Here is a 23,541-nt window from a genome sequence, read left to right as displayed (position 1 = left end):
CGCGGTGATCTCGAAGCTCACCGTCGCCGTGTCGGTCAGGACGTCAGGTGCGCCGTTGGTCGTGCCGTTGTCGATGATCGTGTAGGTGAAGCTCGCCGCACCGTTGAAGTTAGCAGCCGGCACGAACACCGGATCCGTGCCGACCAGGCTCACCGAACCACCCACGGCAGCACCCACGCTGTCGATCGTGATCGTCTGGCTACCCTCTTCCGGGCCCGCGTTGTCGTTCGCCAGCAGCGAGGCCGCCGTGAACACGTACTGCGTCGCCTCCTCCAGGTAGGTGCCCGCCGGCGTATCGTCCACCGCCACCGGCGCGTCGTTGACCTCGGTCACCGTGAACGACACAGTCGCAGTATCCGTCAGCGGATCCGCCCCACCGTTGGTGGTGCCGTTGTCCGTAACGGTGTAGACGAAGCTGGCTGCCCCATTGAAGTTCAGGGTCGGCGAGAACACGACCTCGCTGCCGACGATGTTGACCGTGCCGCCCACCGCGCTGTTGACCGCGGTGATGTTCAGCGTCTGCGCGGCTTCAGTGCCGGCGCCGCCCGGGTTGTCGTTAGCCAGCAGGTCGACAAAGTCGATGATGTAGTCGCCGCTGTCCTCGGCGATCGCTCCGATGCTGTCGTCGGTCGCCACCGGCGCGTCATTCACTTCCGAGACGCTCAGCGTCACCGTGGTCAGCGCCGACTCCGCCCCCAGGCTGTCGCGGGCGCGGTAGGTAAAGCTGTCGGTGCCGTTGAAGTTGGCCGCCGGCGTGTAGCTGAAGGTGCCGTCGCTGTTGAGCGTGAAGCTCGCAGCATTCGACGGACCGGTGCCCAGCACCGCCGTCATCGGCAGATTGTTTTCGCCGGGCGCGCCGCCCTGCAGGTCGCTGTCGTTGGCCAGCACCGAGGTGGAGGCGGTGAACGGCGTGTCTTCGACCGCGCTGTAGCTGTCCGCCGCGGTGACCGGGGCGTCGTTGACCGAACTCACCGTCACCGTGAACAGCGCCTGCACCGTCTCGCCGTTGGCCAACGCGGTCAGGGTGATCTGGGTGGGCGAACCGTTCTGGTTGGGCGCCGGCTGGATGGTGATCGTCCGCACGCCGTTGCCGGCGGAGACCGGCGAAACGGTGATGCGGTTGTTGGGGATGATGGTCTGGTTGCCCGACACCGCGCTCAGTGCGATCGGGTCGCCATCGGCGTCGAACACTTCGGCGGTGACGTTGAGGGTGCCGTCCTCCGCCATGGTCTGGTTGCCCGGGGAGTTGATGAACACCGGGGCTGCGGCGGACGCGGCGCCTGCCGCGAAGAGCAGGCCGAACAGGCTGCCCAAGGGCAGCCAGCGCGAGCCGCTGGGCGTGGCCGGGGGTACGCCCCGCGGCATGGGATGTTGATCAGTCATGGTCAGTTCTCGAGTCAGTGGTTCGAAAAGGTCCAGGCACCGGAAGCGGTGCTTCGTGTCACGGGCACCGCCTGCCGGCTGGATGACCCATCCCACGCTTGCGCGTGGCGTCACCCAGCCCGTAGGCCGGGGGTGCAGCAGACCTGTCCGCCATGGACGGGCAGGCGTTCAGCCCCACCGGTACGAGACCGATCGGGCGGAATGGAGAGCCGGTGGCACGCCTCTGGCGTGGCCGCGCAGACGGGCCGCGAGGCTGGGCGACGGCTGACGAACGGTTAATTCCACAGAGCGGGCGGCAGCGGCCGCAGCCGTTCTCGGCGGCGGACTTTCCGCTGAGGGCAGCGTCAAAGCGCTGGCGCAAGACGCCGTGGCGACGGTTTTCCGTCTGTTCCTGCGCCGCTACCGGGACCGGCAGGTGAGTCAGATCAATGGCTTGCACGTGCACCCCCTTGGGTCGTGAGCCGGGCCATCGCTTGCCGGCCCTGTGCAGCCGTGACGGCTGCAAGGGCCGTGCTCGGGCCTGTCGTTCACCCAACTGAACAAAGCGCCAGAGTGAGGCGCAGCGCACACTTTATACCCAGCCCTTTGGTACGAGTGCGCCGGAGACGAGACGGGCGCAGCCTCTCCATGGCGATAGACGGCCGCCCACGGCCGCCCGCCATCACCCTGGGGAGGGAACAGCATGAAGACTCTGATCCGCGCGGCCGCCCTGGCCGCCTTCGCCCTGTGCGCGCTGCCCGCGGCCGCACAGACCTGCCGCGACGCCGTGGTGCTGGTCCACGGCAACACCGGCGCGCCCGCCGACTGGGCCAACACCGTGGCCGAGCTCAAGCGCCGCGGCTACAGCGATGCGCAGATCCACCGACCCAGCTGGGGCAGCAAGACCTGCGCGGCCTGCAACGACCACAGCGGCAGCGAGGAGACGCCGGTGCTGAACGCGATGGTCGATGCCATCGCCGGATCGTGCACCGGCAAGGTCGATGTGATCACCCACTCGATGGGCGGCACCCTGGCCGGGCGGGTGATCCAGCAGAACGGCCTGCGCCCCTACGTGCAGAGCTTCGTCGGCATCGCCGGGGCCTTTCGCGGCCTGTGGACCTGCGGCAGCTATCCCTGGAATGTCGCCACCAGCACCTGCGGCTACTGGGGGCTGTCGGTGGGCAGCCCTTTCCTCACGGGCTTGAACGGGGTGCGCTTCGGCGACCGCGTGCATTCGATCAAGTCCTACTACGACCAGATCGTCTGCGGCAGCGGCGTGTGTACGGTGGGCGGCGTGCACTCCAGTTCGATCTGGGGCGAGAACAGCAGCACCACCTACACCTTTGGGCACTTCGGCCTGCTGGACTACACCGCGGTGAAGCAGGTGGACCTGATCCAGTAGCCGCACGCGCAGGCAAGCACCGGCACAGGGCGCCGCCGGGGCGCCCTGTGCGTGGGGTATCCGGCTCGGGTGGCAGGTCGCGCAGGGCGCTGCCGCGGTCGAGCCACGGCGCGCGCCCGTCGCAGGGCGCGCCGCAGCGATGCCGGGCGCAGGCGGTAGCGCGCGCCGGCACCCCCCCGGCGAACCGCTGGGCCAGTCCCGTTCCGCAGTTCGGGCATGTCAGTTGCAATGCGGAGCGCCACGATCAGAACGGGATGCACCCATGCCGAGTTTCCGTCGCTGGAGCGTGGCCGCGAAGGCCGCTTTGCTGATTGGGGCCCTGTCCATCATCGGGTTCGTGATTGCGGGCCTGCTGATCTACCAGCGGGCGGCGGAGGTTGCGCGCGAAGCGGCCATGCTGGAGTTGAGGGCAATCGCGCGCGCCGAGGCCAATGCCGTGGGGGACTTGTTGAACCAAGGCCCGCTGCTGACCCGCTCGCTGGCGCGAACCCTGCTCGACGATATCGAAGCCGGGCGCCAGGACCGCGCCGCCGCCGCCGAGCGCGCGCGCGGCCTGCTGGCACCTCAAACCCAGTTTGTCGGTATGGCGATCGGCTTCGAGCCCGGGGCCTTCGACGGTCGTGACGCCGAATTCGTTTCGGCCGATGCCCTGCACGACGCCAGCGGACGCTTCGTTCCCTACTTCTTCCACGCGTCGGGCGGCGTCGAAGCCACCGTATTGGAGGATTACGACACGCCTGGCGCCGGCGATTACTACCTGCTCTCGAAGCAGAGCAAGGGCGAAGTGATGATCGAGCCCTATCTCTATCCCATCGACGGCAAGGACGTTCTGATCACCACCTTCACCACGCCGATTCTTCGCAACGGCGAGTTCATCGGCATCGTCTGCATCGATACCGGCCTCGCGGTCCTGCAGCAGCGGCTGGCCGGCGTAACGGTGGGACAGGCGGGCCAGGTGCGGCTGGTGTCGGCGCAGGGCCTGCTGGTGGCAGACCGCAACGCGGAAGCGATTGGCAAGCCCTTCGAGGCAAGCTATGCCGGCGAGATGCGGGCCGCCGTGGCGGCGGATCGCAGCTTTGAAGTCTTCGACGAGGACAGCGCGCAGGTCTATGTGCCTATCCGCATCGGCAACTATCCCGGCCGCTTCGCGCTGGGCGCCGAACTGCCGCTGCAGGAACTGCTCGCCGGTGCACGCGCAGTCAGGGTCACCGTGTTCTGGGTGGCCCTGGTGATGTCGATCGTGGTGATCACCGCCACGATCCTGCTGCTGCGTCGGCTGGTCGGTGCCCCGCTGGCCGGCTCGGTGGCGTCGATCGAGCAACTCGCCGGCGGCAACTTCGATGCGCGCATCGATGTGAGCCGCGAGGACGAACTGGGTCGGCTCAACCGTTCGATGTCGCGCATGGCCGCCGAGATCAAGGGCCGCATCGAGCGCGACCAGGCGGTGGCCCGCGAGAACCTGCGCGTGCGGCTCGCGCTTGACCAGGCGAGCGTGGGCGTGATGATCGCCGACAACGAGCACACCATCGTGTTCGCCAACCCGCGCGTGTCGCGCATGCTCAGCGACCAGTTGGCGGAGATCCGCAAACAGATTCCCGAGTTCGATCCCAGGGACATCGTCGGCAAGAGCATCCATCGCTTCCACGGCAAGCAGGTCGAACAGGTGCGCGGACGCCTTGACGGGATCCGCGACCAGCATCGGACGCGGATCCAGCTGGGCGCTGCCATCTTCGAGCTGTTCGTCAATCCGGTGAACGACGAGCGTGGCGAGCGGATCGGCTTCGTCGTCGAATGGCACGATCGCACCATCGACGTGCGCTTCGAGCAGGAGATTGCCGAAGTGGTGCAGGCGGCAGCACGCGGCATCCTGACCGAGCGCATGGCCACCGAGGGCCGCAGCGGCTTCTATGCGCTGGTTTCCAACAGCCTCAACACCCTGCTGGACCAGGTCGACACCAGCCTGCGCGAAATCCGGCGGGTGCTGTCGGGCCTCGCGCGCGGTGAGCTCTCGAACCGCATCAGCACCGACATGGTCGGAGTGTTCGGCGAGATCAAGAACGACGCCAATGCCACGGTGGACAGCCTGCGCGAAATCGTCGGCGAGATCCAGGCGGCGGTGGGCGCGATCAACTCGGCCGCCGGCGAAATCGCCTCGGGCAATGCGGATCTGTCATCGCGCACCGAGCAGCAGGCGGCCTCGCTCGAAGAGACGGCGGCGAGCATGGAGGAGCTGACCTCCACCGTGCGCCAGAACGCCGAGAACGCCCGCAGCGCCAACCAGCTCGCGATCGGTGCCGGTGACGTAGCCGAGCGCGGCGGCAAGGTGGTCAGCCAGGTCGTCACCACGATGGGCGAGATCAACGCGCAGTCGCGCAAGATCGAGGACATCATCGGCGTGATCGACGGCATCGCCTTCCAGACCAACATCCTCGCGCTGAACGCGGCGGTCGAGGCGGCGCGCGCCGGCGAACAGGGCCGCGGCTTCGCGGTGGTCGCCTCGGAGGTGCGCTCGCTGGCGCAGCGCTCGGCAGCCGCGGCAAAGGAGATCAAGCAGCTGATCTCGGACACGGTGCAGCAGGTCAACAGCGGCAGCCAGCTGGTCGATTCCGCCGGCGCCACCATGGCCGAGATCCTCGCCTCGGTGAAGCGGGTCACCGACATCATGGGCGAGATCAGCGCGGCTTCCGCCGAGCAGACCGCCGGCATCGAGCAGGTGAGCAATACCGTCACCCACATGGATGAAACCACCCAGCAGAACGCCGCCCTCGTCGAAGAAGCCACCGCCGCCGCCCGCGCGATGGAAGAACAGGCCGCGCGGCTGGCGGAGAACGTGGCGAGGTTCAGGCTTTGAGGGCCGGGATTGGGGATTGGTGATACGCAAGAGCCGAGCTGCACAGGGTGGGCCCTGGCCCACCATGAGCTGAACACTGGCTCCGGTCTCACGCGCAGGCCGACATGAGGCTGCGAAGAGTCGCGGCGCCGGAAACGCGCGAAGCTCACCGTCGCCGCAGCGCATCGGAACGAAGCACTGCGCTGACCGTGGCCCGGCGAGGGAGTCGACGTGCTTGGATCGGGTGATGGGGTCGATCGCCAAGCTGCGGCGAGCGTGTGGCTCATGGTGGGCCAGGGCCCACCCTATGTCAGGCCGAACACTGGCCCCGGTCTCACGCGCAGGCCGACACGAGCCTCCCAAGCATTCACGGCGCCGGAAACGCGCGAAGCTCACCGTCGCCGCAGCGCATCGGAACGAAGCGTTGCGCTGACCGTGGTCCGGCGAGTGGAGTCGACGTGCTTGGATCGGGTGATGGGGTCGATCGCCAAGCTGCGGCGAGCGTGTGGCTCATGGTGGGCCAGGGCCCACCCTATTGCTCGCCCCGTTTACACCTCGCCGCACCGACCAACCGGATCGGAGCCGTGTGTTTCGATTCTGCGAATCCCGAATCCCGAATCCCGATTCCCGGCCCTCAAGCCACCCGGCGCCGCAGGTAGTTGAGCAGGTCGATGCGGGTGATCAGGCCGAGGAACTTCTCGCCGTCCATGACGATGGCGACGTGGCCGCGTTGGAACACCGGCAGCAGGGTTTCGACCGGGGCGCGCACGTCGAGCTTGTCGAGGGTGGTGATCATCGCGGTCGAGACCGGATCGCGGAAGCGGGCTTCGTCCGCATGCACGTGCAGCAGCACATCGCTCTCATCGACGATGCCGACCAGACGATCGTCCTCCATCACCGGCAGCTGGCTGACGTCGTAGAGCTTCATGCGCTGGTAGGCCACGGTGAGCGCATCGCTCGGGCCGATGACGACCGTGTCGCGCTGTGCGTAGGGGCGCAGGATCAGGTCGCGCAGGTCGCCGTGCTGCGGGCGCTCCAGGAAGCCGTTGTCGAGCATCCAGTAGTCGTTGTACATCTTCGACAGGTACTTGTTGCCGGTGTCGCAGACGAACATCACGACGCGCTTCGGCGTGGTCTGTTCGCGACAGTAACGGAGTGCCGCAGCGAGGATCGTGCCGGTCGACGAACCGCCGAGGATGCCCTCCTTGGCCAGCAGCTCGCGGCCGGCGTGGAAGCTGTCGCGGTCGCTGACCGAGTAGGCCTTCTTGACGTGGGTAAAGTCGGAGATCGGCGGCAGGAAGTCCTCGCCGATACCCTCCACCATCCAGCTGCCCGACTTCGTGCTGAGCGTGCCTTCGTTGATGTACTGGGTGAGGATCGAACCCACCGGGTCGGCCAGGATCAGCTCGACCTGCGGGGCCTCGCGCCTGAAGAAGCGCGACAGGCCGGTGACCGTGCCCGAGGAGCCGACGCCGAAGACGATGGCGTCCATCTTCCCTTCCATCTGCGCCCAGATCTCGGGGCCGGTGCCCTCCTCGTGCGCACGCGGGTTGTCGGGGTTGCCGAACTGGTTGATGAAATAGGCGCCCGGGGTTTCGCGGGCGATCTGCTCGGCGAGGTCCTGGTAATACTGCGGGTGGCCCTTGGCGACGTCGGAACGCGTCAGAACGACTTCGGCGCCCATGGCCTTCAGATTGAAGATCTTCTCGCGGCTCATCTTGTCGGGCACGACCAGGATCAGCCTGTAGCCCTTCTGCTGGGCAACCAGGGCCAGACCGATGCCGGTGTTGCCGGCGGTGCCTTCGACGAGCGTGTCACCCGGCTTGATCTTCCCCGCCTTCTCGGCGGCTTCGATCATGGTCAGACCGATGCGGTCCTTGATCGAGCCGCCCGGGTTCATGGCTTCGAGCTTGAAGAACAGCTCGCAGCAGCCGGTGTCGAGGTTCTTGGCGCGCACGATCGGGGTGTTGCCGATCAGGTCGGTGACGCTGTCGAAAATGGGCATGGAGGTCTTGGCCGGACGGCCGATCGGAAGTGGATGTGGCGCGCATGATAGGTGAAGCGCGCACCCGTGATCCGCAGCGCGGACACTTTGCGAGGCGGAGGGGGCCAACACATTGCGATGCACGGCAAGCGTTCGCGGTCGGCCTACGGCGCTGGTCCCGGGCGCGCGGTCGCCGCCATGCAGGAACGCGCGAAGGAGCCGTCCCAAGCGGCACGCCCGCGCGCCTCGGTCGCTTGGATCCCGCGCAGCGCGGCGCGACAGCCCGCGCGACTCAGGCGCAGAACAGCGGCCCCAGCCCCTGCACAAAGATCTCGCTGCCGTAGCGCGCCCAGAGCGCGCCGGCCGCGGCCAGCAGCGCGGCCGCGGCCAGCAGCAGGGAGCGCTTGAGCGCGCGCGGGCTCATGCCGGCCGCCAGGCGCGCTGCTCGCGCGTCGCCGCGCTGAGCGCCGCAGCGAGCAGGGCCAGCGCCACCGAGGTCCACCAGATCGCTTCGTAGCTGCCGGTGGCATCGAACAGCCGACCGGCCCACCACGCGCCGAAGAAGGCGCCCACCTGATGGCTCAGGAACACGATGCCGTACAGGGTCGAGAGCTGGCGCAGGCCGAACATGCTGACCACCGCGCCGCTGGTCAGCGGCACCGTGCCCAGCCACAGGAAGCCGAACACCGACGCGAACACCAGCGCCGAGACCGGCGTCAGCGGCAGCCACAGGAAGATCACCATCGCCAGCCCGCGCGCGAAGTACAGCGCCGCCAGCAGGCCGGTGCGCGAATGGCGCCCGCCCCACAGGCCGAACAGCCAGCTGCCGGCGATGTTGAACAGGCCGATCAGGGCCAGCGACCAGGCGCCGACCGCAGGGCTCAGGCCGCCGTCGACGAGATAGGCCGGCAAATGCGTGCCGACGAAGGCGACGTGGAAACCGCAGACGAAGAAGCCGCCGTTCAACAGCCAGTAGGGCGAATGCCGCGAGGCACAGCGCAGGGCTTCACCCAGTTCCGGGCCTTCGACGGCGACGGCCGCAGCGCCCTTGCGGGCGCGCCCCGGCAGGCCGAAGGCCAGCAGGGCGATGAAGGCGATCAGGGCCGCGAGGATCCACAGCGCCATGCGCCACTCGAAGGCGCCGACCAGGCCCTGCGCCAGCGGCACGACCGCGAACTGGCCCAGCGAGCCGCCGGCGGTGACGAGACCAAAGGCCAGGCTGCGCTGCGCCTCGGGCACCACCCGACCGACCGCCGACAGCACCACCACGAAGGTCGTCGCCGACAGCGCCATGCCGACCATCACGCCGAGCGCGAGTCCAAGACTCGTCGCGCCGGAGGCGCTGGCGGCGAGGATCAGCCCGGCGATATAGAGCAGGCTGCCGCCGATCAGCGTGGGCCGCGTACCGAAGCGGTCGGCCGCTGCGCCGATGAAGGGCTGGACCAGGCCGAACAGCAGGTTCTGCAACGCGATCGCGAAGCCGAAGGCCTCGCGGCTGATGCCGAGGTCGCTGCCGACCGGCTGCATCATCAGGCCGAAGCTCTGGCGCACGCCCATGCTCAAGGTGACGATCGCCGCCGCGCTGGCCACGGCGATCAGGGCGGTGCGGGTCCAGGTGGCGCTGTCGGCGGAGGCGGTCGGGCTCATCCGCGCATGCTACGCCCGTCGACCGCGCGAAGCCCTCGCGACCTTGGGCGAAGTCGCGAAGCGCCCAAGCGCGGACCTGTCATCAGGCCAGCGCCCCACCGCAGCTCGAACCCTGCCCCGCAGTGCAGCCGTAGCAGTGGCCGGCGACCGCGATCTTCCGCGGCAGGGCGCCTTCCAGAAGATCGCGCAGATGCAGCTGGCCCGGGCCCGCGGCCTCGGCCGGCAGGTCGAGCATCTGGTTGAAGTCGCAGTCGTAGAGATAGCCGCGGTAGTCGACGCTGAGCAGGCTGCGGCACATCACCGCGGCCAGGTTCTCGTCGCGGTGCGCGCCGCGCAGGGTGTCGAGGTAGCTGTCGAACTGGCCCTTGGAGACCAGCATGCTGCCGAAGCGCTGGATCGGCATGTTGGCCAGCGCATACAGGTGATTGAAGACGATGCCGAAGTTGTCACCGAGCAGGCGCTTGTAGTCGGCTTCGAGCTTGTCCTGCGCCGGCGGCAGGAAGGCGCCGCCGGGGTTGTAGACCAGCTGCAGCTCCAGCCCCGTGCCGGGCTGGCCGTAGCCCAGGGCATTCAGCTTCTGCAGCGCGCGGATGCTGGACTCGAACACGCCTTTGCCGCGCTGCGCATCGACATTGGCCTGGCTGTAGCAGGGCAGGCTGGCGACGATCTCGACGCGGCGCGCGGCGAGGTAGTCGGCCACCCATTCGTAGCCCGGCTCCTCGATGATGGTCGGGTTGAGCCGGTCCATCACCTGCAGGCCGCGTTCGACGGCGGCGTCCACCAGCCAGCGGAAATGCGGGTTCATTTCCGGCGAGCCGCCCGTCAGGTCCAGCGTGTCGGCGCCGAAGCGCTCGGCCACGCGCAAGGCGAGCTGCATGGTGTCGAGGTCCATCAGCTCGGTGCGGCGCGGGCCGGCGTTCACATGGCAGTGGGTGCAGCTGATGTTGCACAGGTAGCCGAGATTGAGCTGCAGGGTCTTCAGCGCCGCGCGCTCGAGGGCGGGGAATTCCACCGCCTGCAGCAGGGGCCAGGTGTCACGCATGCGGTTCGCGCTCCGAAGTGGGCTGCGGCCGGAACGGCTGCAGAAGAAGGTTGGGAAGGGTTTGATCCTGCCGGGTGCGAAAGTATTCCAATCCGATCGGCATGCTCGCCTCGGGCGCGCGAGGCGCTTCGCGATAGCTGCCGAACAGTCGATCCCAGAGCGAGAGGTGGAAACCGTAGTTGCTGTCGGTCTCGGGCTGCCAGGTCGAATGGTGGATGCGGTGCATGGACGGCGTCACCAGCAGCCAGCGCAGGCGACGATCCAGCGCTGGCGGCAGGGCGAAGTCGGAATGGGTGAACAGCGCGCCGATCGACAGCAGCAGCTCGAACACCAGCACCGCGAGTGCCGGCGCGCCCAGCGCCGCGACCAGCACCAGCTTGTAGACCATCGACAGCGCCATCTCGAAAGGGTGGAAGCGCAGGCCGGTGGTGACGTCAAAGCCAGTGTCGCTGTGGTGCAGGCGATGCAGGCGCCACAGCGGCGGCAGCACGTGCATCAGCCGGTGCTGCCAGTAGATCGCAAGGTCCAGCAACAGCACGGCGAGCAGGCAGTCCAGCCAGAACGGCAGGCCAAGTCGCGGCAGAAGGCCGAAGCCCTGCCCTTCCAGCTGAAGCGCAAGACCCACCGCGAGCACCGGGAACGCCAGACGCAGCAGAACCGTGTCGAACGCGATCAGCAGCAGGTTGGTGGCCTGCCGGCGCTGGCCGCGGCCGTCGCCGCGCAGCGGCCGCAGCCACTGCAGCACCAGCAGCAGGGACAGCACGCCGACGAAGGCGCCCAATCGCAAGGGGCCTTCGTTCGCCAGCAGCACGTTCGCCCACTCAGGCACGGCGGAGGGCGTCCAGCAGGGCTTCGACCTCGGTCAGCACGCGGCGCTGCGCCGGCAGCGGTTCGGGCAGCACGCGCAGGGCATCGGCGAGCGCGGCCAGGTCCTCGACGGTGTCGAGGTCGCAGAGCGTGGGCAGGTCCAGCCAGTCGCCGTAGTCCGCCAGCGCCGTGTGGAACTCGCTGCCAGTGCGTGGCTGGCTGTAGCGCACGCTTTCCCACAGCACCACGGGCGCCGTGCGACTGCCGCCGTACAGCCAGAAGCCGCCGTCCTCGGCCGGCCCCCAGACCTGACGTGACTGCGCCGGGCGCAGCCAGTCGGCGGCGCGGTGCAGGTCCGCAAGGCGCAACTGGGGAGTGTCGGCGCCGACCAGGATGCCGAAACCGTGCTCGCGCACCAGGCGATGGTGGACGCGCGCCATGCGGGTACCGAGTCCGCCCTCGCCCTGGCCCCGCCAGTCGAGGCCGCCGCGGGCGGCCCAGAATGCGATCGCCAGCGGATCGTCTTCGGCGATGGCCCAGTAGCAGCGCACGCCGCTCTCGCGGGCGAAGCGCTGCAGCAGCTCCGACACCGCATCGGCACAGGCCAGGTAGAGCGCCTGCGCGCGCGCCTCGCCAATCGACTGCGCCAGCCGGGTCTTGACTGGGGACAGGCCCGGCGTCTTCACGAACAGGGCCAGTGCGCCACTCATGCGCGCTCGCCCCTCGAAAAAGCACGCGCCTGGCGGAAGCTCAGGGCAAAGAAGCGCAGGGTGGTGCGCAGCCAGCCGGCTTCGCCATAGCGACGCCCGCTGGTCAGCAGGCGCACGCCAAGCGAGCGCACCCGCAGGCCGGCGCGATGCGCGGCCCACACCAGGGCATGGTCCTCGGCGCGGCGCAGGCTCTCGTCGAATCCGCCCAGGCGAACGAAATCGGCGCGCGTCAGGCTCAGACCCTGGTCGCCGAAGGGCAGGCCCAGCAGGCGCGAGCGCAGGTTGGCACCGAGCGCATTGAGGCTCAGCAGGACCGGGCCGTCGAAGAAGCCGAGCTCGAAGTAGTACAGCGCCGGCGGACGCCGGGCCAGGCTGCCGAGGGCACGCAGGGCTGCGCCATCAAGCCGGGAGTCGGCATGCAGGAAGCACAGCCAGTCGCCGCGCGCAGCGGCCGCGCCGGCGTTCTGCTGGATGGCGCGCCCGCGCGGCGCGCGCAGCCAGCGCAGGCGTCCTGCCAGGGCACCCGACAGTGGATCAAGTTCGGCCGGCGCGGCCTCCACGCCCACCAGCAGCAGTTCGATGTCGACCGGAAGGCCCTGCAGGTCGCCCAGCAGCGCCCGCCAGGCGGCTTCGCCGGGGCCGACGGGGATGACGATGGAAAGGCAGGGCGGCATGTCGAGGAGAAGCACTCTGCGAAACAGGGTCAGGGGTCGACTGCGACATTCGGTCGCATGGGCGGCTTCGCGTTGGCCTCGAACAATACGCGGCCCTGCGTCGCCTGAGTGAAAAGAGATGCACCATCGTCCCGCTTGGACCCGTGTTCGCACGGCGTCGTCTGCCCTGCTGATCAGCCTCGCCTCCACCGCTGCCTCCGGTGCCCGGGCCCCCACGGCCGCGGAGCGAGCCTCGGCCTCGAAGCTCGATGAGATCGAGGTGAAGGGCGAAGCGCCCACACCGCTGAAACGCGCCGCGCGCGCCGCCTCGCGCCTCGATGTGCCTTTGCTGCAGCAGCCGATCTCGGCGGATGTGATCGACGCCGACAGCCTGCGCGCACGCAGCGACGCCAGCTTCAATGAGGCCCTGGAGCAGGCCCCCGGCCTGGTGCCGGCCTACAGCTTCGGTGTCATCAACATCAGCGGGCGCGGCTTCTCCGGCGTGTTCAACTCGCCCATCCTGTTCGACGGCGTGCGCTATCCGGGCTGGCAGGTCACGCCCAGGCTGACCCTGAACTACCAGCAGGTCGAAGTGCTGCGCGGCCCGGCGGCGCTCACCGCAGGCCAGGGCTCGGTGGCCGGTGCGATCAATCTGGTGCCGCGGCGCGCGGACGGCCGCGCGGGCTCGAACGTGTACCTCGGCTATGGGCGCTACGGCACGACGACGGCGGCGGTGGGCAGTGGCAGCAGCGTGGCCGGCGGCGGGCTCGCCTGGCGGCTCGATGCCAGCCATCAGCAGTCGGCCGAGCGCGGCAGCTTCGGCTATGCGCGCGACACCAGCTTCGAGTTCCGCCACCTCAACGCCGAACTGGCGGCGCCGGTCAGCGACAGCCTGCGCCTGAGCCTCGCCTTCGAGCACTTCCTGGACGATGGCGAGGGCTATTTCGGTTCGCCGCTGATCAATGGCCGCATCGACCCCAGCCTGCGCGACATCAACTACAACGTGATCGACGACACCATCCGCATGGACGTCGACTGGCTGCGCGCCCGCGCCGAGTGGCAGCCCAGCGCGGCTCTGCGCGCCTCGCTGGTGCTGTTCGGCAACGCCGAAGACCGCTACTACCGCAATGCCGAGCTGAACACCTGGCAGCCGGCGACCGACCTGATCCGCCGCAGCGACTACCTGGAGGTCAGCCACGACCAGAAGCTGCGCGGCGCGGTGGCCGATGTCGCCTGGTCGCACACCCTGTTCGGCCGCGCGCACCAGATGGTGTTCGGCCTGCAGGCCGATCGCAACGACCACGACCGCAGCAGCGACAGCCCCTTCCGCTACACCGATACCGTGGATCTGCGGAACCCTGTGCGCGGCGTCTACACCCGCCTCGACACCTTCCAGCCGCGCACCGCCACCGACATCGCGCAGCGTTCGGCCTTCGTCGAGAGCGCGCTCGATTTCGCCCCGCGCTGGCGTCTGATCACCGGCCTGCGCCACGACCGCAGCGAGGTCGACTCGTTGAATGTGGTCAGCGGCGTGCGCTTCGACAAGCGCTACAGCGCCGGCAGTTACCGGTTGGGGCTCAGCTTCAGCCTCAGCGAGCAGACCACGTTCTACGGCTCGCTCGCGACCTCCAGCGAAGCGCCGGCGCAGATCACCACCCTGGGGCTGGCGAACGCGAGCTTCGACCTCACCGACAGCGAGCAGGTCGAGCTGGGCGTGAAGCACAGCAGCGCGCGCCTCGACTGGACGCTGGCGCTGTATGACATCGCCCGCACCAACCTGCTGAGCCGCGATCCAGAGAACCCGAACCGGTTGATCCAGGTTGGCGAGCAGGCCGCGCGGGGCGTCGAGGCCAGCCTGCGCATGCCGCTGGGCGAGCGCCTGCGCGTCGAGGCCAGCGCAGCGGTTCTGGATGCGAAGTTCGAGCGCTTCGACGAGGTGGTCGGTGGTGTTGCCGTCTCGCGTCGGGGCAACGATCCGGTGGCCGTGCCCGAGCGGATCGGCACGGTGTGGGCCTTCTACAGCGCAAGCCCGAAGCTGGAGGTGGGCCTCGGCCTGCGCGGCGTCGGCGAAAGCGCGGCGAATACCGCCAACACGGCGTATCTGCCGGGCTATGCCACGGTCGATGCGCTGCTTCGCTACGATGCGCCGCTGGGCCGCTTCAGCCTGCGCCTGCGCAATCTGGACGATCGCGTCTACGCCACGCGCCCCTACGGCGCCGGCCAATTCATGCTGGGAGAACCGCGGTGGTACGAACTGACTTGGCAGCGCAGCTTCTGAGCCTGTTCGGCGCGGGCATTGCCCTCGCCGAGCCCGCGCGACTCATACCCATTGAGCTGCCGATCGAAGCCTCGGCGCTCACCCCGCATGTGGTCGCCGACGCTGCCAAGCAGCGCTTCCTGCTGAGCTGGCAGGAGCGTCTGCCGGAAGGCTGCGCGCGCCTGCAGGTCGCAACCCTGTCGATGGCCGGCGAACTGGGCGAGGCCCGCGAAGTCGCGCGCGGCTGCGACTGGTTCGTCAACTGGGCCGACCACCCGCAGATCGCGGTCGCCGACAACGGCGGCTGGTGGGCGTTCTGGCTGCAGAAGGAGGGCCCCGGCACCTATCACTACGGCATCCGCGTCGTGCACTCGCAGGATGAAGGCGCGACCTGGTCGGCGCCGATTGCGCCGCATGACGACGGCACGCTGAGCGAACACGGCTTCGTCTCGATGGCGCCCGATGGCGCCGATCGCATGCGCCTGATCTGGCTGGATGGCCGTCATGCGGCCGCCGAGCGCACGTCCCGCGGCGATTCTGCGGATGGCCACGGCGCCCACGAAGGGGCAATGAGCCTGCGCGCCGCTGTGCTCGACGCCAGCGGTGCGATCCGCGAGGGCGAGGAGCTCGACGCGCGCACCTGCTCCTGCTGCTGGACCGCGCTGCTGCGCCGGCCGGACGGCAGCCATCTCGCCGCCTGGCGCGACCGCAGCGATCACGAAATCCGCGACATCGCGCTGGCCACGCGCGATCGCGGCGGCTGGCAGGTGAGCGGCCTGGTCCACGCCGACAACTGGAAGATCCAGGCCTGTCCGGTCAACGGGCCGGCCCTGGCCCAGCACGATGAGCGCGTATTCGCCGCTTGGTCGACCATGCCAAATGCGAACGACATGGCCGTGCGGCTGCGCGTGCTCGGGGCAGAATCCACGCCACTGCGCGTCGAGCAAGGCCCCGCCGTGCTCGGCCGCGTCGACGCCGAGGCCTTCGACGGCGGCCTGCTGCTGAGCTGGCTCGGCGCGGGTGCGCCCGGTGAGAGCGTGCTGCGGCTGGGGCTGTTCGATGCCCAGTTGGGCGAGCGGCAGCGCATCGATGTCGTGGCCTTGCCCGCCGGTCGCGGCATCGGCGTGCCGCGCCTGGCAGCACTGCAGCACAGAGCCGCCCTGGTGTGGACCGAACCGAAGGCCAGCACCGGTCCCTCTGCACCACCTGCAACGCAGCTGCGGGGCGTGATGCTCAGCCCACCCCCGCGCTGATCTCGCGCGCCAGCGTCCGCGCCGACGCTGCCAGCAGGACGCCACCGAGCAGCATCAGGGCCAGGCCGAAGGACGGAAACAGGATCGCAAGCGGCAGCCCCAACCCCAGCCCCAGCGCGGCCCAGGCGGCGCGGTCGGCTCGCGCTTCGGAGGTCTGCGGCAGCTTCTGCGCGATCAGTGCATCGAGGCTCAGGCGCCCGCCGCCGCCCAGCACCAAGGGCAGCAGCATCAGCACGAACAGCAGGGGCAGCTTGAAATTGCCGAAGCCCATGTTGCGGATCTCATAGCCCTGCCAGAGCTGGGCCAGGTTCGACCATTCGGCTGGCCAGTGCACCGCCGCCACCGCGACGAAGGTCAGCACCAGCAGGCTGTAGGCGGCCAGCCGCGTCCCCAGCCCCAGCACCAGGGCTGCCGCCGCGCCGAGCTCGACCCAGGTCGCCATGAACCAGCTGAGGTCAGTGTCGATCCACGAGAACGGCGGCGGAAACTTGTCCATGACGCGGGCGAACCAGTTCTCGCCATGCAGCTTTTCGAGGCCGGCTTCGCCGAACTCGTAGGCGAGAATCAGGCGCAGGCCCAGCGGGGCCAGCCAGGGCGCGAGGCCGTCAAGACGCGCGCGCAGGGCGGCGGACAGGGTCAGGGCAGTGGACACGCGAGTCACCTCGATGGACGTGGAAGTCGGTCGCGAAGAGCGCATCGCGCCGCGCTTGATTGCAGTGGCTCGCCTCGCGACAGCTTTCGCGGCAATCAGGGTGCGACCACGAACCACGGTTCGCAGGGACTTGATCCGTGTTGGCGGGCTGCAATCAAAGCGCCCGCAGGCGCATCCTTGGACACGGAATGCAAACGCGCCCCGCGGGAGACCCCTGCCATGTTCGATTCGAATCGCCCCATCGGTCGGCACCCATGAATCGCCTGGGTGACGAGGATTTCCAGCGCGCCTACCGCTACGCCATCGCGCTGACGGGGGATCGGGAACAGGCCTATGACGTAGTGCATACCGCGGTCACGCACTGGTTGGCGGCACCCACGGCGGCGGTCGAGAGTCCGTTGGCCTACTTCCTGCGCATCGTGCGCAATGTCTTCCTGGCAGATGTGCGGCGCGCCGCGCAGATGCGCTGGAGCCCGATCGAAGACGCCGAGGCCGTGATTCCCGCCGACCTCAGGGCCCTGGAGGATGTCCAGCTTGAACGCGCGTGGCTGGAACGTATCTGGGGCGACTTCACGTCGGCCGAACGCGAAGTGCTGTTCCTCTGGGCGGTCGAGGGATACACCGTTGACGAAATCAGCGCCCAGACGGGTGCGCCGCGCGGCACCCTGCTGGCGCGCATGCACCGGTTGCGCAGGAAATTTTCCGGAGACGCCGCAGGCGCCCGGGCTGGAGTGACGCCATGAAGCCCCCACAGACCCGACCGCTGCGCGAAGCGCTGCGCGCACAGTTCCAGGAAGAACGGCTCGATGCCGTGCAGCTCGATGCGCTGCGCGCCCGACTCGCAACGGCCAGTCCTCCGCCGCCGTCGCAGGGCGTGGGCGCGGGTCCGGCGCAGCCGGAGCGGCGGCGCTTCTTCGCCGTGGCCGCCAGCGTGGCGGCGGCGGCCACCGTCGGCTACTGGGGCCTGTTCGGCCTGCGCGCCTTCCAGGACACCAGCAACCTGCAGGCGCTGGCGGACGAGATCGCCTACAACCATCTGTTCGACAAGCCGCTGGACGTCGCCTCCGATTCACTGCCGGCCCTGCGCGAAGCGTTTGCGGGCGTCGGCTTCATGCTGCAGGACATTCCGTTCCGGCTGCCCGAGGGTGCGGTGCTGATCGGCGGACGCCATTGTTCGATCGCCTCGGTGCCTGCGGTGATGCTGCGCTATCGCCTGGGGGCGGAGGAGGTCGGCGTCTGCCAGGCCAGGTTCGACCCCGCGCGCCATCGCGGCGTGCCGGACCTGAGCCTCGCCGGAACCCCGGCCACCGCGATGTCGCGCGGCCTGAAAGTGAGCCTCTGCCACGATCGCGGCGTGCTGATGGCGATGGCGATCGCCTGAGCACGGCCCGTCCATGCGAAGCCCCTGCAATCAAATCGGACGCGCCCTGCTCTACCTGAGGCCCGACCGCAGGTCGGGTCGAGACTTGAACCCCGCGTGGTGCCAGGGGCACCCTTGAACCACGCATCCCCGCTGCACGCGCGGCGGAATCACCCCCGGGCCTTGGCCCTTCGTCGATGAAGAAGAGGAAGCACGCATGAACAGCACCACCAAGAATCTCGGCCTGGCCCTGGGCGCCGCGTTCGCCGCCAGCCTGATCGCCAGCCCCGTTGCCCAGGCCTTCCAGGTGCAAGACCTCGACCATGGCTACCAGCTGGTCGATGACCACAAGGACGAGAAGAAGGACGACAAGGAAGGCAGCTGCGGCGAGGGCAAGTGCGGCGAAGGCAAGTGCGGCGGCGAGCCCACCGAGGGCGAAGATGCCGACAAGGACAAGGAAGGCAGCTGCGGTGAAGGCAAGTGTGGCGAGGGCAAGTGTGGCGGCGCGGCCTGATCGCGCGGCCTTGTTGAGTTGACACCGTGGCACCTGCGGCGCGCCCCTCGAACGAGGTGCGCGCCGCATCAGTGGCGAGGGGCACACGCCCAGTTCGCCCCCCTCTCGATCCCGCCGAGGCCGAGTTCTTCCAATGGATGCGCTGTCGCTCTGCGGCCTCGGACTGCGCCGCCCTCTCCTCGACGAGCTGCTGGCCCTGCCGGCCGGCCGCGTCGGCTTTCTCGAACTCGCGCCCGACAACTGGATCGGCGTCGGCGGCAAGCGTCGCGAGGCGCTCGATGCGCTACGCGAGCGCTTCCCCATCTCAGCCCACGGCCTCAGCCTCTCGCTGGGCGGCCCGGAGCCCTTCGACACGGGCTATCTCAAGCGCCTGCGCGAATTCCTTGATGCGCTGGGCTGCCCCCTGTACAGCGAGCACCTGAGCTACTGCAGCGATGAGGGCCAGCTCTACGACCTGCTGCCGATGCCCTTCACCGACGAGGCCGTGCGTCACGTCGCCGCGCGCATCGGCGAGGTGCAGGACGCGCTGGGCCGGCGCATCGCGATCGAGAACATCAGCTACTACGCAGCGCCCTACCAGGCCATGGCCGAAATCGACTTCCTCCGCGCCGTGCTCGACGAGGCCGACTGCGACCTGCTGCTGGACGTGAACAACATCCACGTCAACAGCATCAACCACGGCTACGACGCGCTGGCCTTCCTACGCGCGCTGCCGGCCGAACGCGTGGCCAGCCTGCATGTGGCCGGCCACTACGTCGAGGCGCCGGACCTCATCATCGACACCCACGGCGCCGCCGTCATCGATCCGGTCTGGGCCCTGCTCGACGCCGCCTATGCGCACTGCGGGCTCAAGCCCACCCTGCTGGAGCGCGACTTCAACTTCCCGCCGATAGGCGAACTGCTGGCCGAAGTCGACCGCATCGCGGCGATCCAGCAGTCACATCGCGAGCGCTTCGAGGCTGCCCATGCCCGCTGCGCCTGAGACCCTGCGCCGACAGCAGCTGGCGCTGGCGCACTGGATCCGTGATCCGGAGAACCACACGCCACCGCCGGGCATCGAGCCGCGCCGGCTGCGCGTCTACCGTGAGCTGATCCGCAACACCGTGGCCGGCCTGCTCGGCAGCCAGTTTCCGGTGATCCGAAAACTGCGCGGCCAAGGCTTCTGGAACGCGCTCATCGACGATTTCCTCCGCGAGCACCGCGCGCAAACGCCACTGTTCCCGGAAGTCGGGCAGGAGTTCATCGCCTACCTCTCGACGCGCGAGCAGACAGAGCGCGGCGATCCACCCTTCCTGCCCGAGCTGGCGCACTACGAGTGGGCCGAGCTCGGCATCGCCCTGTCGGATGCGCGCGAGGACTTCGCCACCATCGATGCACAGGGCGACCTGATGCAGGGCGTGCCCGTGCTCTCGCCGCAGGCCTGGCCCTTGGCCTATGCATGGCCGGTCGACCGCATCCGCCCGGAGTTCCAACCCGAGGCGCCACCCGCCGAGCCGACGCTCCTGCTGCTGCAACGCGCCGCCGACCACAGCGTCAAATTCGCCCGGCTCGATCCCTTGGGCTACGCCCTGCTGGAGCAGATCCGCAGCGCGCCGGACACGGGCGAAGCGCTGGTGCAGCGGCTCGCTGCCGCCTGGGGCCTCGATGCCGCGACGCTGATGGAGCCCGCTGCCGCCATGCTGGCCACCCTGCGCGCCCGCGGTGTCGTGTTGGGCACCCGACGCGAGGCATTCGCGCCACTCGCATAGGGTGGGCCCTGGCCCACCGTGAGCCGCACGCTCACCCCGCTTGCGCCCTGTCCGTCTGTCGTTCGAGGCGCAGCGCTGGAGCTCTCGCTCATCCCCACGCCATCGGCTGCCGCCGCCTGCGCATCCCCTCGATCTCACCCTGCTTGACCTGCATCAGTGCCGCCTCTGGCCACTGGAGCGGAGCATCGCCTCCACAACAAGAGGCGGATGAGGAGTGCGCGTCGTGAGCATCGAAAGAAAACTGTGGCTGGGGCTCATCGCCCTGCTCGCAGTGTCGTTCTCGGTCCTGCTGTGGGTGGGCACGGAAATCCATCGGCAGATGCCACCTATCCCCGAGCAGGTCGTCACCCCCGAAGGTCAGGTGGTCTACACGCGGGCCGACATCGAGACCGGACGCCAGGTCTGGCAGTCGATGGGCGGCCATCAGCTGGGCTCGATCTGGGGCCACGGCAGCTACGTGGCGCCGGACTGGACCGCCGACTGGCTGCATCGCGAAGCGATCGCCTGGCTGGACCTCGAAGCGCGTCGCACCCACGAGCGCGACTACGCCGACCTGCTGCCCGAGCAGCAGGCCGCCCTGCAGGTGCGCCTGCAGAGCGAGATCCGCCAGAACGGCTACGAGGCCAGCACCTCGAATCTCATCATCAGCGCCCAGCGCGCGCAGGCGATGAACGTGGTCGCCGAGCACTACATCGCGCTGTTCGGCGATGACCCGCAGATGCTCGACCTGCGCCGCGCCTACGCGATGAAGAACGGCACGGTGAAGGACGCCGAGCACCGTGCGGCGCTCAATGCCTTCATCTGGTGGACGGCCTGGTCGGCGGTCACCGAACGCCCAGGCCAGGCGATCAGCTTCACCGCCAACTGGCCCTACGAGCCCCTGGTCGGCAACGAGCCGGCGCCGAACCTGCTGATGTGGACGGTGTTCAGCGTGCTGTTCCTGATCGCCGGCATCGGCCTGCTCGGCTGGTACCACGCGCGACAGAAGGAGGAGCCGCTGCCACCGCTGCCGAAGATCGATCCGCTGTCGCAGATCACGGTCACGCCCTCGATGAAGGCCACGGCCAAGTACTTCTGGGTGGTGATCGCGCTGTTCCTCACCCAGATCCTGCTCGGCGCGCTGACCGCGCACTACCAGGTCGAGGGCCATGACTTCTACGGCATCGCCCTGTCGGAGTTCCTGCCCTACTCGCTGACCCGCACCTGGCACACCCAGCTCGCGGTGCTGTGGATCGCCACCGCATGGCTGGGCATGGGCCTGTACATCGGCCCGGCGATCTCGGGCCATGAACCCAAGTTCCAGCGCCTTGGCGTCAACGTGCTCTGGGTGTGCCTGATCATCATCGTCGTCGGCAGCTTCGCCGGGCAGTGGTTCGCGGTGATGCAGAAGATGGGTCTGGCGCACAACTTCTGGTTCGGCCACCAGGGCTGGGAATACGTCGACCTCGGTCGCTTCTGGCAGTGGTTCCTGTTCCTGGGCCTCGGCATCTGGCTGTTCCTGGTCGGCCGCACCCTGGTGCCGGCGATCCGCCGCGGCGGCGAGCACAAGTCGATCACCCTGCTGCTGTTCCTCTCGACCGTCGCAATCGGCCTGTTCTACGGCGCCGGCCTGATCTACGGCGAGAAGACCCACCTGTCGATGGTCGAGTACTGGCGCTGGTGGGTGGTGCACCTGTGGGTCGAGGGCTTCTTCGAGGTCTTCGCCACGGCAGTCATCGCCTTCCTGTTCTCCAAGCTGGGGCTGGTCCGCGCCAAGCTCGCCACCACCGCGGTGCTGTTCGCCACCATCGTGTTCATGGCCGGCGGCGTGCTGGGCACCCTGCACCACCTCTACTTCACCGGCACGCCCACCGCGGTGATCGCGATCGGCGCCAGCTTCTCGGCGCTGGAAGTGGTGCCGCTGGCCTTCCTCGGCTTCGAGGCGCACCACACCTACAAGCTCAGCTCGGCCACGCCGTGGATGCGCCGCTACCACTGGCCGATCATGTTCTTCGTGGCCGTGGCCTTCTGGAACCTGGTCGGCGCCGGTCTGTTCGGCTTCCTCATCAACCCGCCGCTGCCGCTGTACTACATGCAGGGCCTGAACCTGACCCCGCTGCACGGCCACACCGCACTGTTCGGCGTCTACGGCATGCTCGGCATCGGCCTGATGCTGTTCTGCCTGCGCGGCATCAAGCCGCTGGTGGAATGGAACGAGCGCGCACTGAAGACCGCGTTCTGGGCGCTCAACGTCGGCCTGGTCGGCATGGCCCTGTTCACCCTGCTGCCGATGGGCATCCTCCAGCTCACCGCGGCGATCGAACACGGCTACTGGTATGCGCGCTCGGCCGACCTGATGCAGCAGCCGATCCTCCAGATGCTGGTGTGGATGCGGGTGCCCGGCGACACCGTGTTCAGCGTCGGCGCCGTGGCCCTGGCCTGGTTCACGCTGCGGCTGTGGATCAAGCCCAAGCAGGCGCTTGAAGCTCCGAAGGGCGCCGAGGCCGAGGCGCGGGTGTGAGAGGCGCGAGCGCTTGATGAACCCTGTCCCGCGGGGCGTTTGAGCGCAGGGGGCGTGGAGCGGGCCCGGAACATTCCGGGCCCGCTCTGCGTGTGGGCTTCGGTGTTGATGGGTAGGCGCGAGTGTCGGGCCCATGGTGGGCCAGGGCCCACCCTATGAGCCACCGCGAGTCCCGCTTCTCGCTTCTCGCTTCTCGCTTCTCGCTTCTCGCTTCTCGCTTCTCGCTTCTCGCTTCTCGCTTCTCGCTTCTCGCTTCTCGCTTCTCGCTTCTCGCTTCTCGCTTCTCGCTTCTCGCTTCTCGCTCCTCGCTTTGGCTCTTGCGGGCAGGAGCCCGCGCTTTCCACGGGGCCCCTCGGGAGCGACGGGAGGCCGTGGATCAGCCCGAAGGGGCGCCGGCAGGGAGGCCGGCGATGTTCGTGACAGTGCAGGGATGCACTGTCCACGAACACCCGCGGACTCACGCGGACCCTCTGCGCAGGGATGCGCAGGGGGCGCGGACGCGGGGTGGCCTTTCTCTTGCCTACTTCTCTTGACTCCGGGCTTCCTGCCCTCCGCCCCTCCGGGGCCGCCTTCGGCGTTCGCGCCGCTCCTGCGGCGCAGTGGCCACGCAAAGAGAAGTAGGTCGGGCCGGCCGAAGGACGGACCGAAAGCTCTTGCTCTTCGCTCTCGACCACAAAGGGAAACCGAGGCGAGCGTGGAGCTCATGGTGGGCCAGGGCCCACCCTATGACTGCACCGAGGTCGGGCAGCCCGCAGGGCTGACCGAAAGCTCTTGCTCGTGCTTTTCGCTCGGAGCGACGAAAGCGCTGGCGCCACATCAG

Annotated in this window: 18 protein-coding genes and 1 pseudogene; 10 read left to right on the top strand and 9 right to left on the bottom strand. The window is 68.7% G+C overall.

The features are described from left to right. Window positions 1-1,383: tandem-95 repeat protein (locus BLP83_RS17595; RefSeq protein ID WP_143006772.1), on the bottom strand; the 1,383-nt coding region annotated here is incomplete at its 3' end. A 682-nt stretch (window positions 1,384-2,065) separates the two neighbouring features. Between BLP83_RS17595 and BLP83_RS17590 the strand changes: the two genes are divergently transcribed. Next, a complete protein-coding gene (locus BLP83_RS17590) occupies window positions 2,066-2,764 on the top strand; it encodes an alpha/beta fold hydrolase (protein WP_091246034.1) in 699 nt (232 codons plus the stop codon). 262 nt (window positions 2,765-3,026) lie between these two features. Further along, window positions 3,027-5,612, top strand: a pseudogene (locus BLP83_RS19310) (methyl-accepting chemotaxis protein); the annotation flags it as partial. Between the two features lie 616 nt (window positions 5,613-6,228). Here the strand turns inward: BLP83_RS19310 and BLP83_RS17580 are convergent. From BLP83_RS17580 to BLP83_RS17555, 7 genes are all read right to left on the bottom strand, one after another. Beyond that, a complete protein-coding gene (locus BLP83_RS17580) occupies window positions 6,229-7,599 on the bottom strand; it encodes a pyridoxal-phosphate dependent enzyme (protein WP_091246028.1) in 1,371 nt (456 codons plus the stop codon). Window positions 7,600-7,870: 271 nt separating this feature from the next. Next, the gene (locus tag BLP83_RS19305; protein ID WP_281187143.1) at window positions 7,871-8,002 is read right to left on the bottom strand and encodes a hypothetical protein; all 132 of its coding nucleotides are present in this window, start codon (window positions 8,000-8,002) and stop codon (window positions 7,871-7,873) included. Continuing rightward, window positions 7,999-9,225: an MFS transporter gene (locus BLP83_RS17575; RefSeq protein ID WP_091246025.1), complete on the bottom strand. Its 1,227-nt coding sequence runs from the start codon at window positions 9,223-9,225 to the stop codon at window positions 7,999-8,001. The genes BLP83_RS19305 and BLP83_RS17575 overlap by 4 nt, the downstream gene beginning before the upstream one ends. A gap of 82 nt (window positions 9,226-9,307) precedes the next feature. Continuing rightward, complete coding sequence (gene arsS / locus BLP83_RS17570) at window positions 9,308-10,267, bottom strand: arsenosugar biosynthesis radical SAM (seleno)protein ArsS (RefSeq protein WP_091246023.1); 960 nt, start codon at window positions 10,265-10,267, stop codon at window positions 9,308-9,310. Further along, a complete protein-coding gene (locus BLP83_RS17565) occupies window positions 10,260-11,096 on the bottom strand; it encodes a sterol desaturase family protein (RefSeq protein WP_245680081.1) in 837 nt (278 codons plus the stop codon). The genes arsS and BLP83_RS17565 overlap by 8 nt, the downstream gene beginning before the upstream one ends. Continuing rightward, the gene (locus BLP83_RS17560; RefSeq protein ID WP_091246020.1) at window positions 11,089-11,784 is read right to left on the bottom strand and encodes a TIGR04282 family arsenosugar biosynthesis glycosyltransferase; all 696 of its coding nucleotides are present in this window, start codon (window positions 11,782-11,784) and stop codon (window positions 11,089-11,091) included. The genes BLP83_RS17565 and BLP83_RS17560 overlap by 8 nt, the downstream gene beginning before the upstream one ends. After that, the gene (locus BLP83_RS17555; RefSeq protein ID WP_245680080.1) at window positions 11,781-12,473 is read right to left on the bottom strand and encodes a glycosyl transferase family 2; all 693 of its coding nucleotides are present in this window, start codon (window positions 12,471-12,473) and stop codon (window positions 11,781-11,783) included. The genes BLP83_RS17560 and BLP83_RS17555 overlap by 4 nt, the downstream gene beginning before the upstream one ends. A 103-nt stretch (window positions 12,474-12,576) precedes the next feature. Here BLP83_RS17555 and BLP83_RS17550 point away from each other — a divergent pair, with 103 nt between their 5' ends. Beyond that, window positions 12,577-14,715, top strand: a complete 2,139-nt coding sequence (locus BLP83_RS17550) for a TonB-dependent receptor (RefSeq protein WP_091246015.1) — start codon at window positions 12,577-12,579, stop codon at window positions 14,713-14,715. Next, complete coding sequence (locus BLP83_RS17545) at window positions 14,697-15,947, top strand: sialidase family protein (RefSeq protein ID WP_091246012.1); 1,251 nt, start codon at window positions 14,697-14,699, stop codon at window positions 15,945-15,947. Before BLP83_RS17550 ends, BLP83_RS17545 begins: the two co-directional genes overlap by 19 nt. On the opposite strand, the gene BLP83_RS17540 is transcribed toward BLP83_RS17545, so the two are convergent. Beyond that, a complete protein-coding gene (locus BLP83_RS17540; protein ID WP_245680079.1) occupies window positions 15,928-16,599 on the bottom strand; it encodes an HvfX family Cu-binding RiPP maturation protein in 672 nt (223 codons plus the stop codon). The two genes, BLP83_RS17545 and BLP83_RS17540, sit on opposite strands and share 20 nt — an antisense overlap. A 254-nt stretch (window positions 16,600-16,853) precedes the next feature. Between BLP83_RS17540 and BLP83_RS17535 the strand changes: the two genes are divergently transcribed. The 6 genes from BLP83_RS17535 to BLP83_RS17510 all read left to right on the top strand — a co-directional run bounded on the left by BLP83_RS17535 (window position 16,854) and on the right by BLP83_RS17510 (window position 22,721). Then, a complete protein-coding gene (locus BLP83_RS17535; RefSeq protein ID WP_091246007.1) occupies window positions 16,854-17,342 on the top strand; it encodes an RNA polymerase sigma factor in 489 nt (162 codons plus the stop codon). Continuing rightward, window positions 17,339-17,980, top strand: coding sequence for a hypothetical protein (locus BLP83_RS17530; RefSeq protein ID WP_091246004.1), 642 nt, complete (start codon window positions 17,339-17,341; stop codon window positions 17,978-17,980). The genes BLP83_RS17535 and BLP83_RS17530 overlap by 4 nt, the downstream gene beginning before the upstream one ends. Before the next feature lie 196 nt (window positions 17,981-18,176). Then, window positions 18,177-18,473 (top strand): HvfA family oxazolone/thioamide-modified RiPP metallophore, encoded by a 297-nt coding sequence (locus tag BLP83_RS17525; protein ID WP_091246002.1) that lies wholly within the window; start codon window positions 18,177-18,179, stop codon window positions 18,471-18,473. A gap of 133 nt (window positions 18,474-18,606) precedes the next feature. Next, window positions 18,607-19,455: an HvfB family MNIO-type RiPP peptide maturase gene (locus tag BLP83_RS17520; RefSeq protein WP_091245999.1), complete on the top strand. Its 849-nt coding sequence runs from the start codon at window positions 18,607-18,609 to the stop codon at window positions 19,453-19,455. Then, window positions 19,439-20,221 (top strand): HvfC family RiPP maturation protein, encoded by a 783-nt coding sequence (locus tag BLP83_RS17515; RefSeq protein ID WP_091245996.1) that lies wholly within the window; start codon window positions 19,439-19,441, stop codon window positions 20,219-20,221. Before BLP83_RS17520 ends, BLP83_RS17515 begins: the two co-directional genes overlap by 17 nt. A 223-nt stretch (window positions 20,222-20,444) precedes the next feature. Beyond that, the gene (locus BLP83_RS17510; protein WP_091246037.1) at window positions 20,445-22,721 is read left to right on the top strand and encodes a nitric-oxide reductase large subunit; all 2,277 of its coding nucleotides are present in this window, start codon (window positions 20,445-20,447) and stop codon (window positions 22,719-22,721) included. Window positions 22,722-23,541 lie beyond the last annotated feature (820 nt).

This window comes from Aquimonas voraii, from assembly GCF_900101825.1.
Classification (GTDB): domain Bacteria; phylum Pseudomonadota; class Gammaproteobacteria; order Xanthomonadales; family Xanthomonadaceae; genus Aquimonas; species Aquimonas voraii.
This window is presented reverse-complemented; position numbering and strand designations above follow the sequence as displayed.

Bases quoted from the DNA above. Each gene is read 5' to 3' on its own strand.
- BLP83_RS17590 (WP_091246034.1), top strand. From the start codon at position 2,066: ATGAAGACTCTGATCCGCGCGGCCGCCCTGGCCGCCTTCGCCCTGTGC.
- BLP83_RS17580 (WP_091246028.1), bottom strand. From the start codon at position 7,599: ATGCCCATTTTCGACAGCGTCACCGACCTGATCGGCAACACCCCGATC.
- BLP83_RS19305 (WP_281187143.1), bottom strand. From the start codon at position 8,002: ATGAGCCCGCGCGCGCTCAAGCGCTCCCTGCTGCTGGCCGCGGCCGCG.
- BLP83_RS17575 (WP_091246025.1), bottom strand. From the start codon at position 9,225: ATGAGCCCGACCGCCTCCGCCGACAGCGCCACCTGGACCCGCACCGCC.
- arsS (WP_091246023.1), bottom strand. From the start codon at position 10,267: ATGCGTGACACCTGGCCCCTGCTGCAGGCGGTGGAATTCCCCGCCCTC.
- BLP83_RS17560 (WP_091246020.1), bottom strand. From the start codon at position 11,784: ATGAGTGGCGCACTGGCCCTGTTCGTGAAGACGCCGGGCCTGTCCCCA.
- BLP83_RS17550 (WP_091246015.1), top strand. From the start codon at position 12,577: ATGCACCATCGTCCCGCTTGGACCCGTGTTCGCACGGCGTCGTCTGCC.
- BLP83_RS17535 (WP_091246007.1), top strand. From the start codon at position 16,854: ATGAATCGCCTGGGTGACGAGGATTTCCAGCGCGCCTACCGCTACGCC.
- BLP83_RS17530 (WP_091246004.1), top strand. From the start codon at position 17,339: ATGAAGCCCCCACAGACCCGACCGCTGCGCGAAGCGCTGCGCGCACAG.
- BLP83_RS17525 (WP_091246002.1), top strand. From the start codon at position 18,177: ATGAACAGCACCACCAAGAATCTCGGCCTGGCCCTGGGCGCCGCGTTC.
- BLP83_RS17520 (WP_091245999.1), top strand. From the start codon at position 18,607: ATGGATGCGCTGTCGCTCTGCGGCCTCGGACTGCGCCGCCCTCTCCTC.
- BLP83_RS17515 (WP_091245996.1), top strand. From the start codon at position 19,439: ATGCCCGCTGCGCCTGAGACCCTGCGCCGACAGCAGCTGGCGCTGGCG.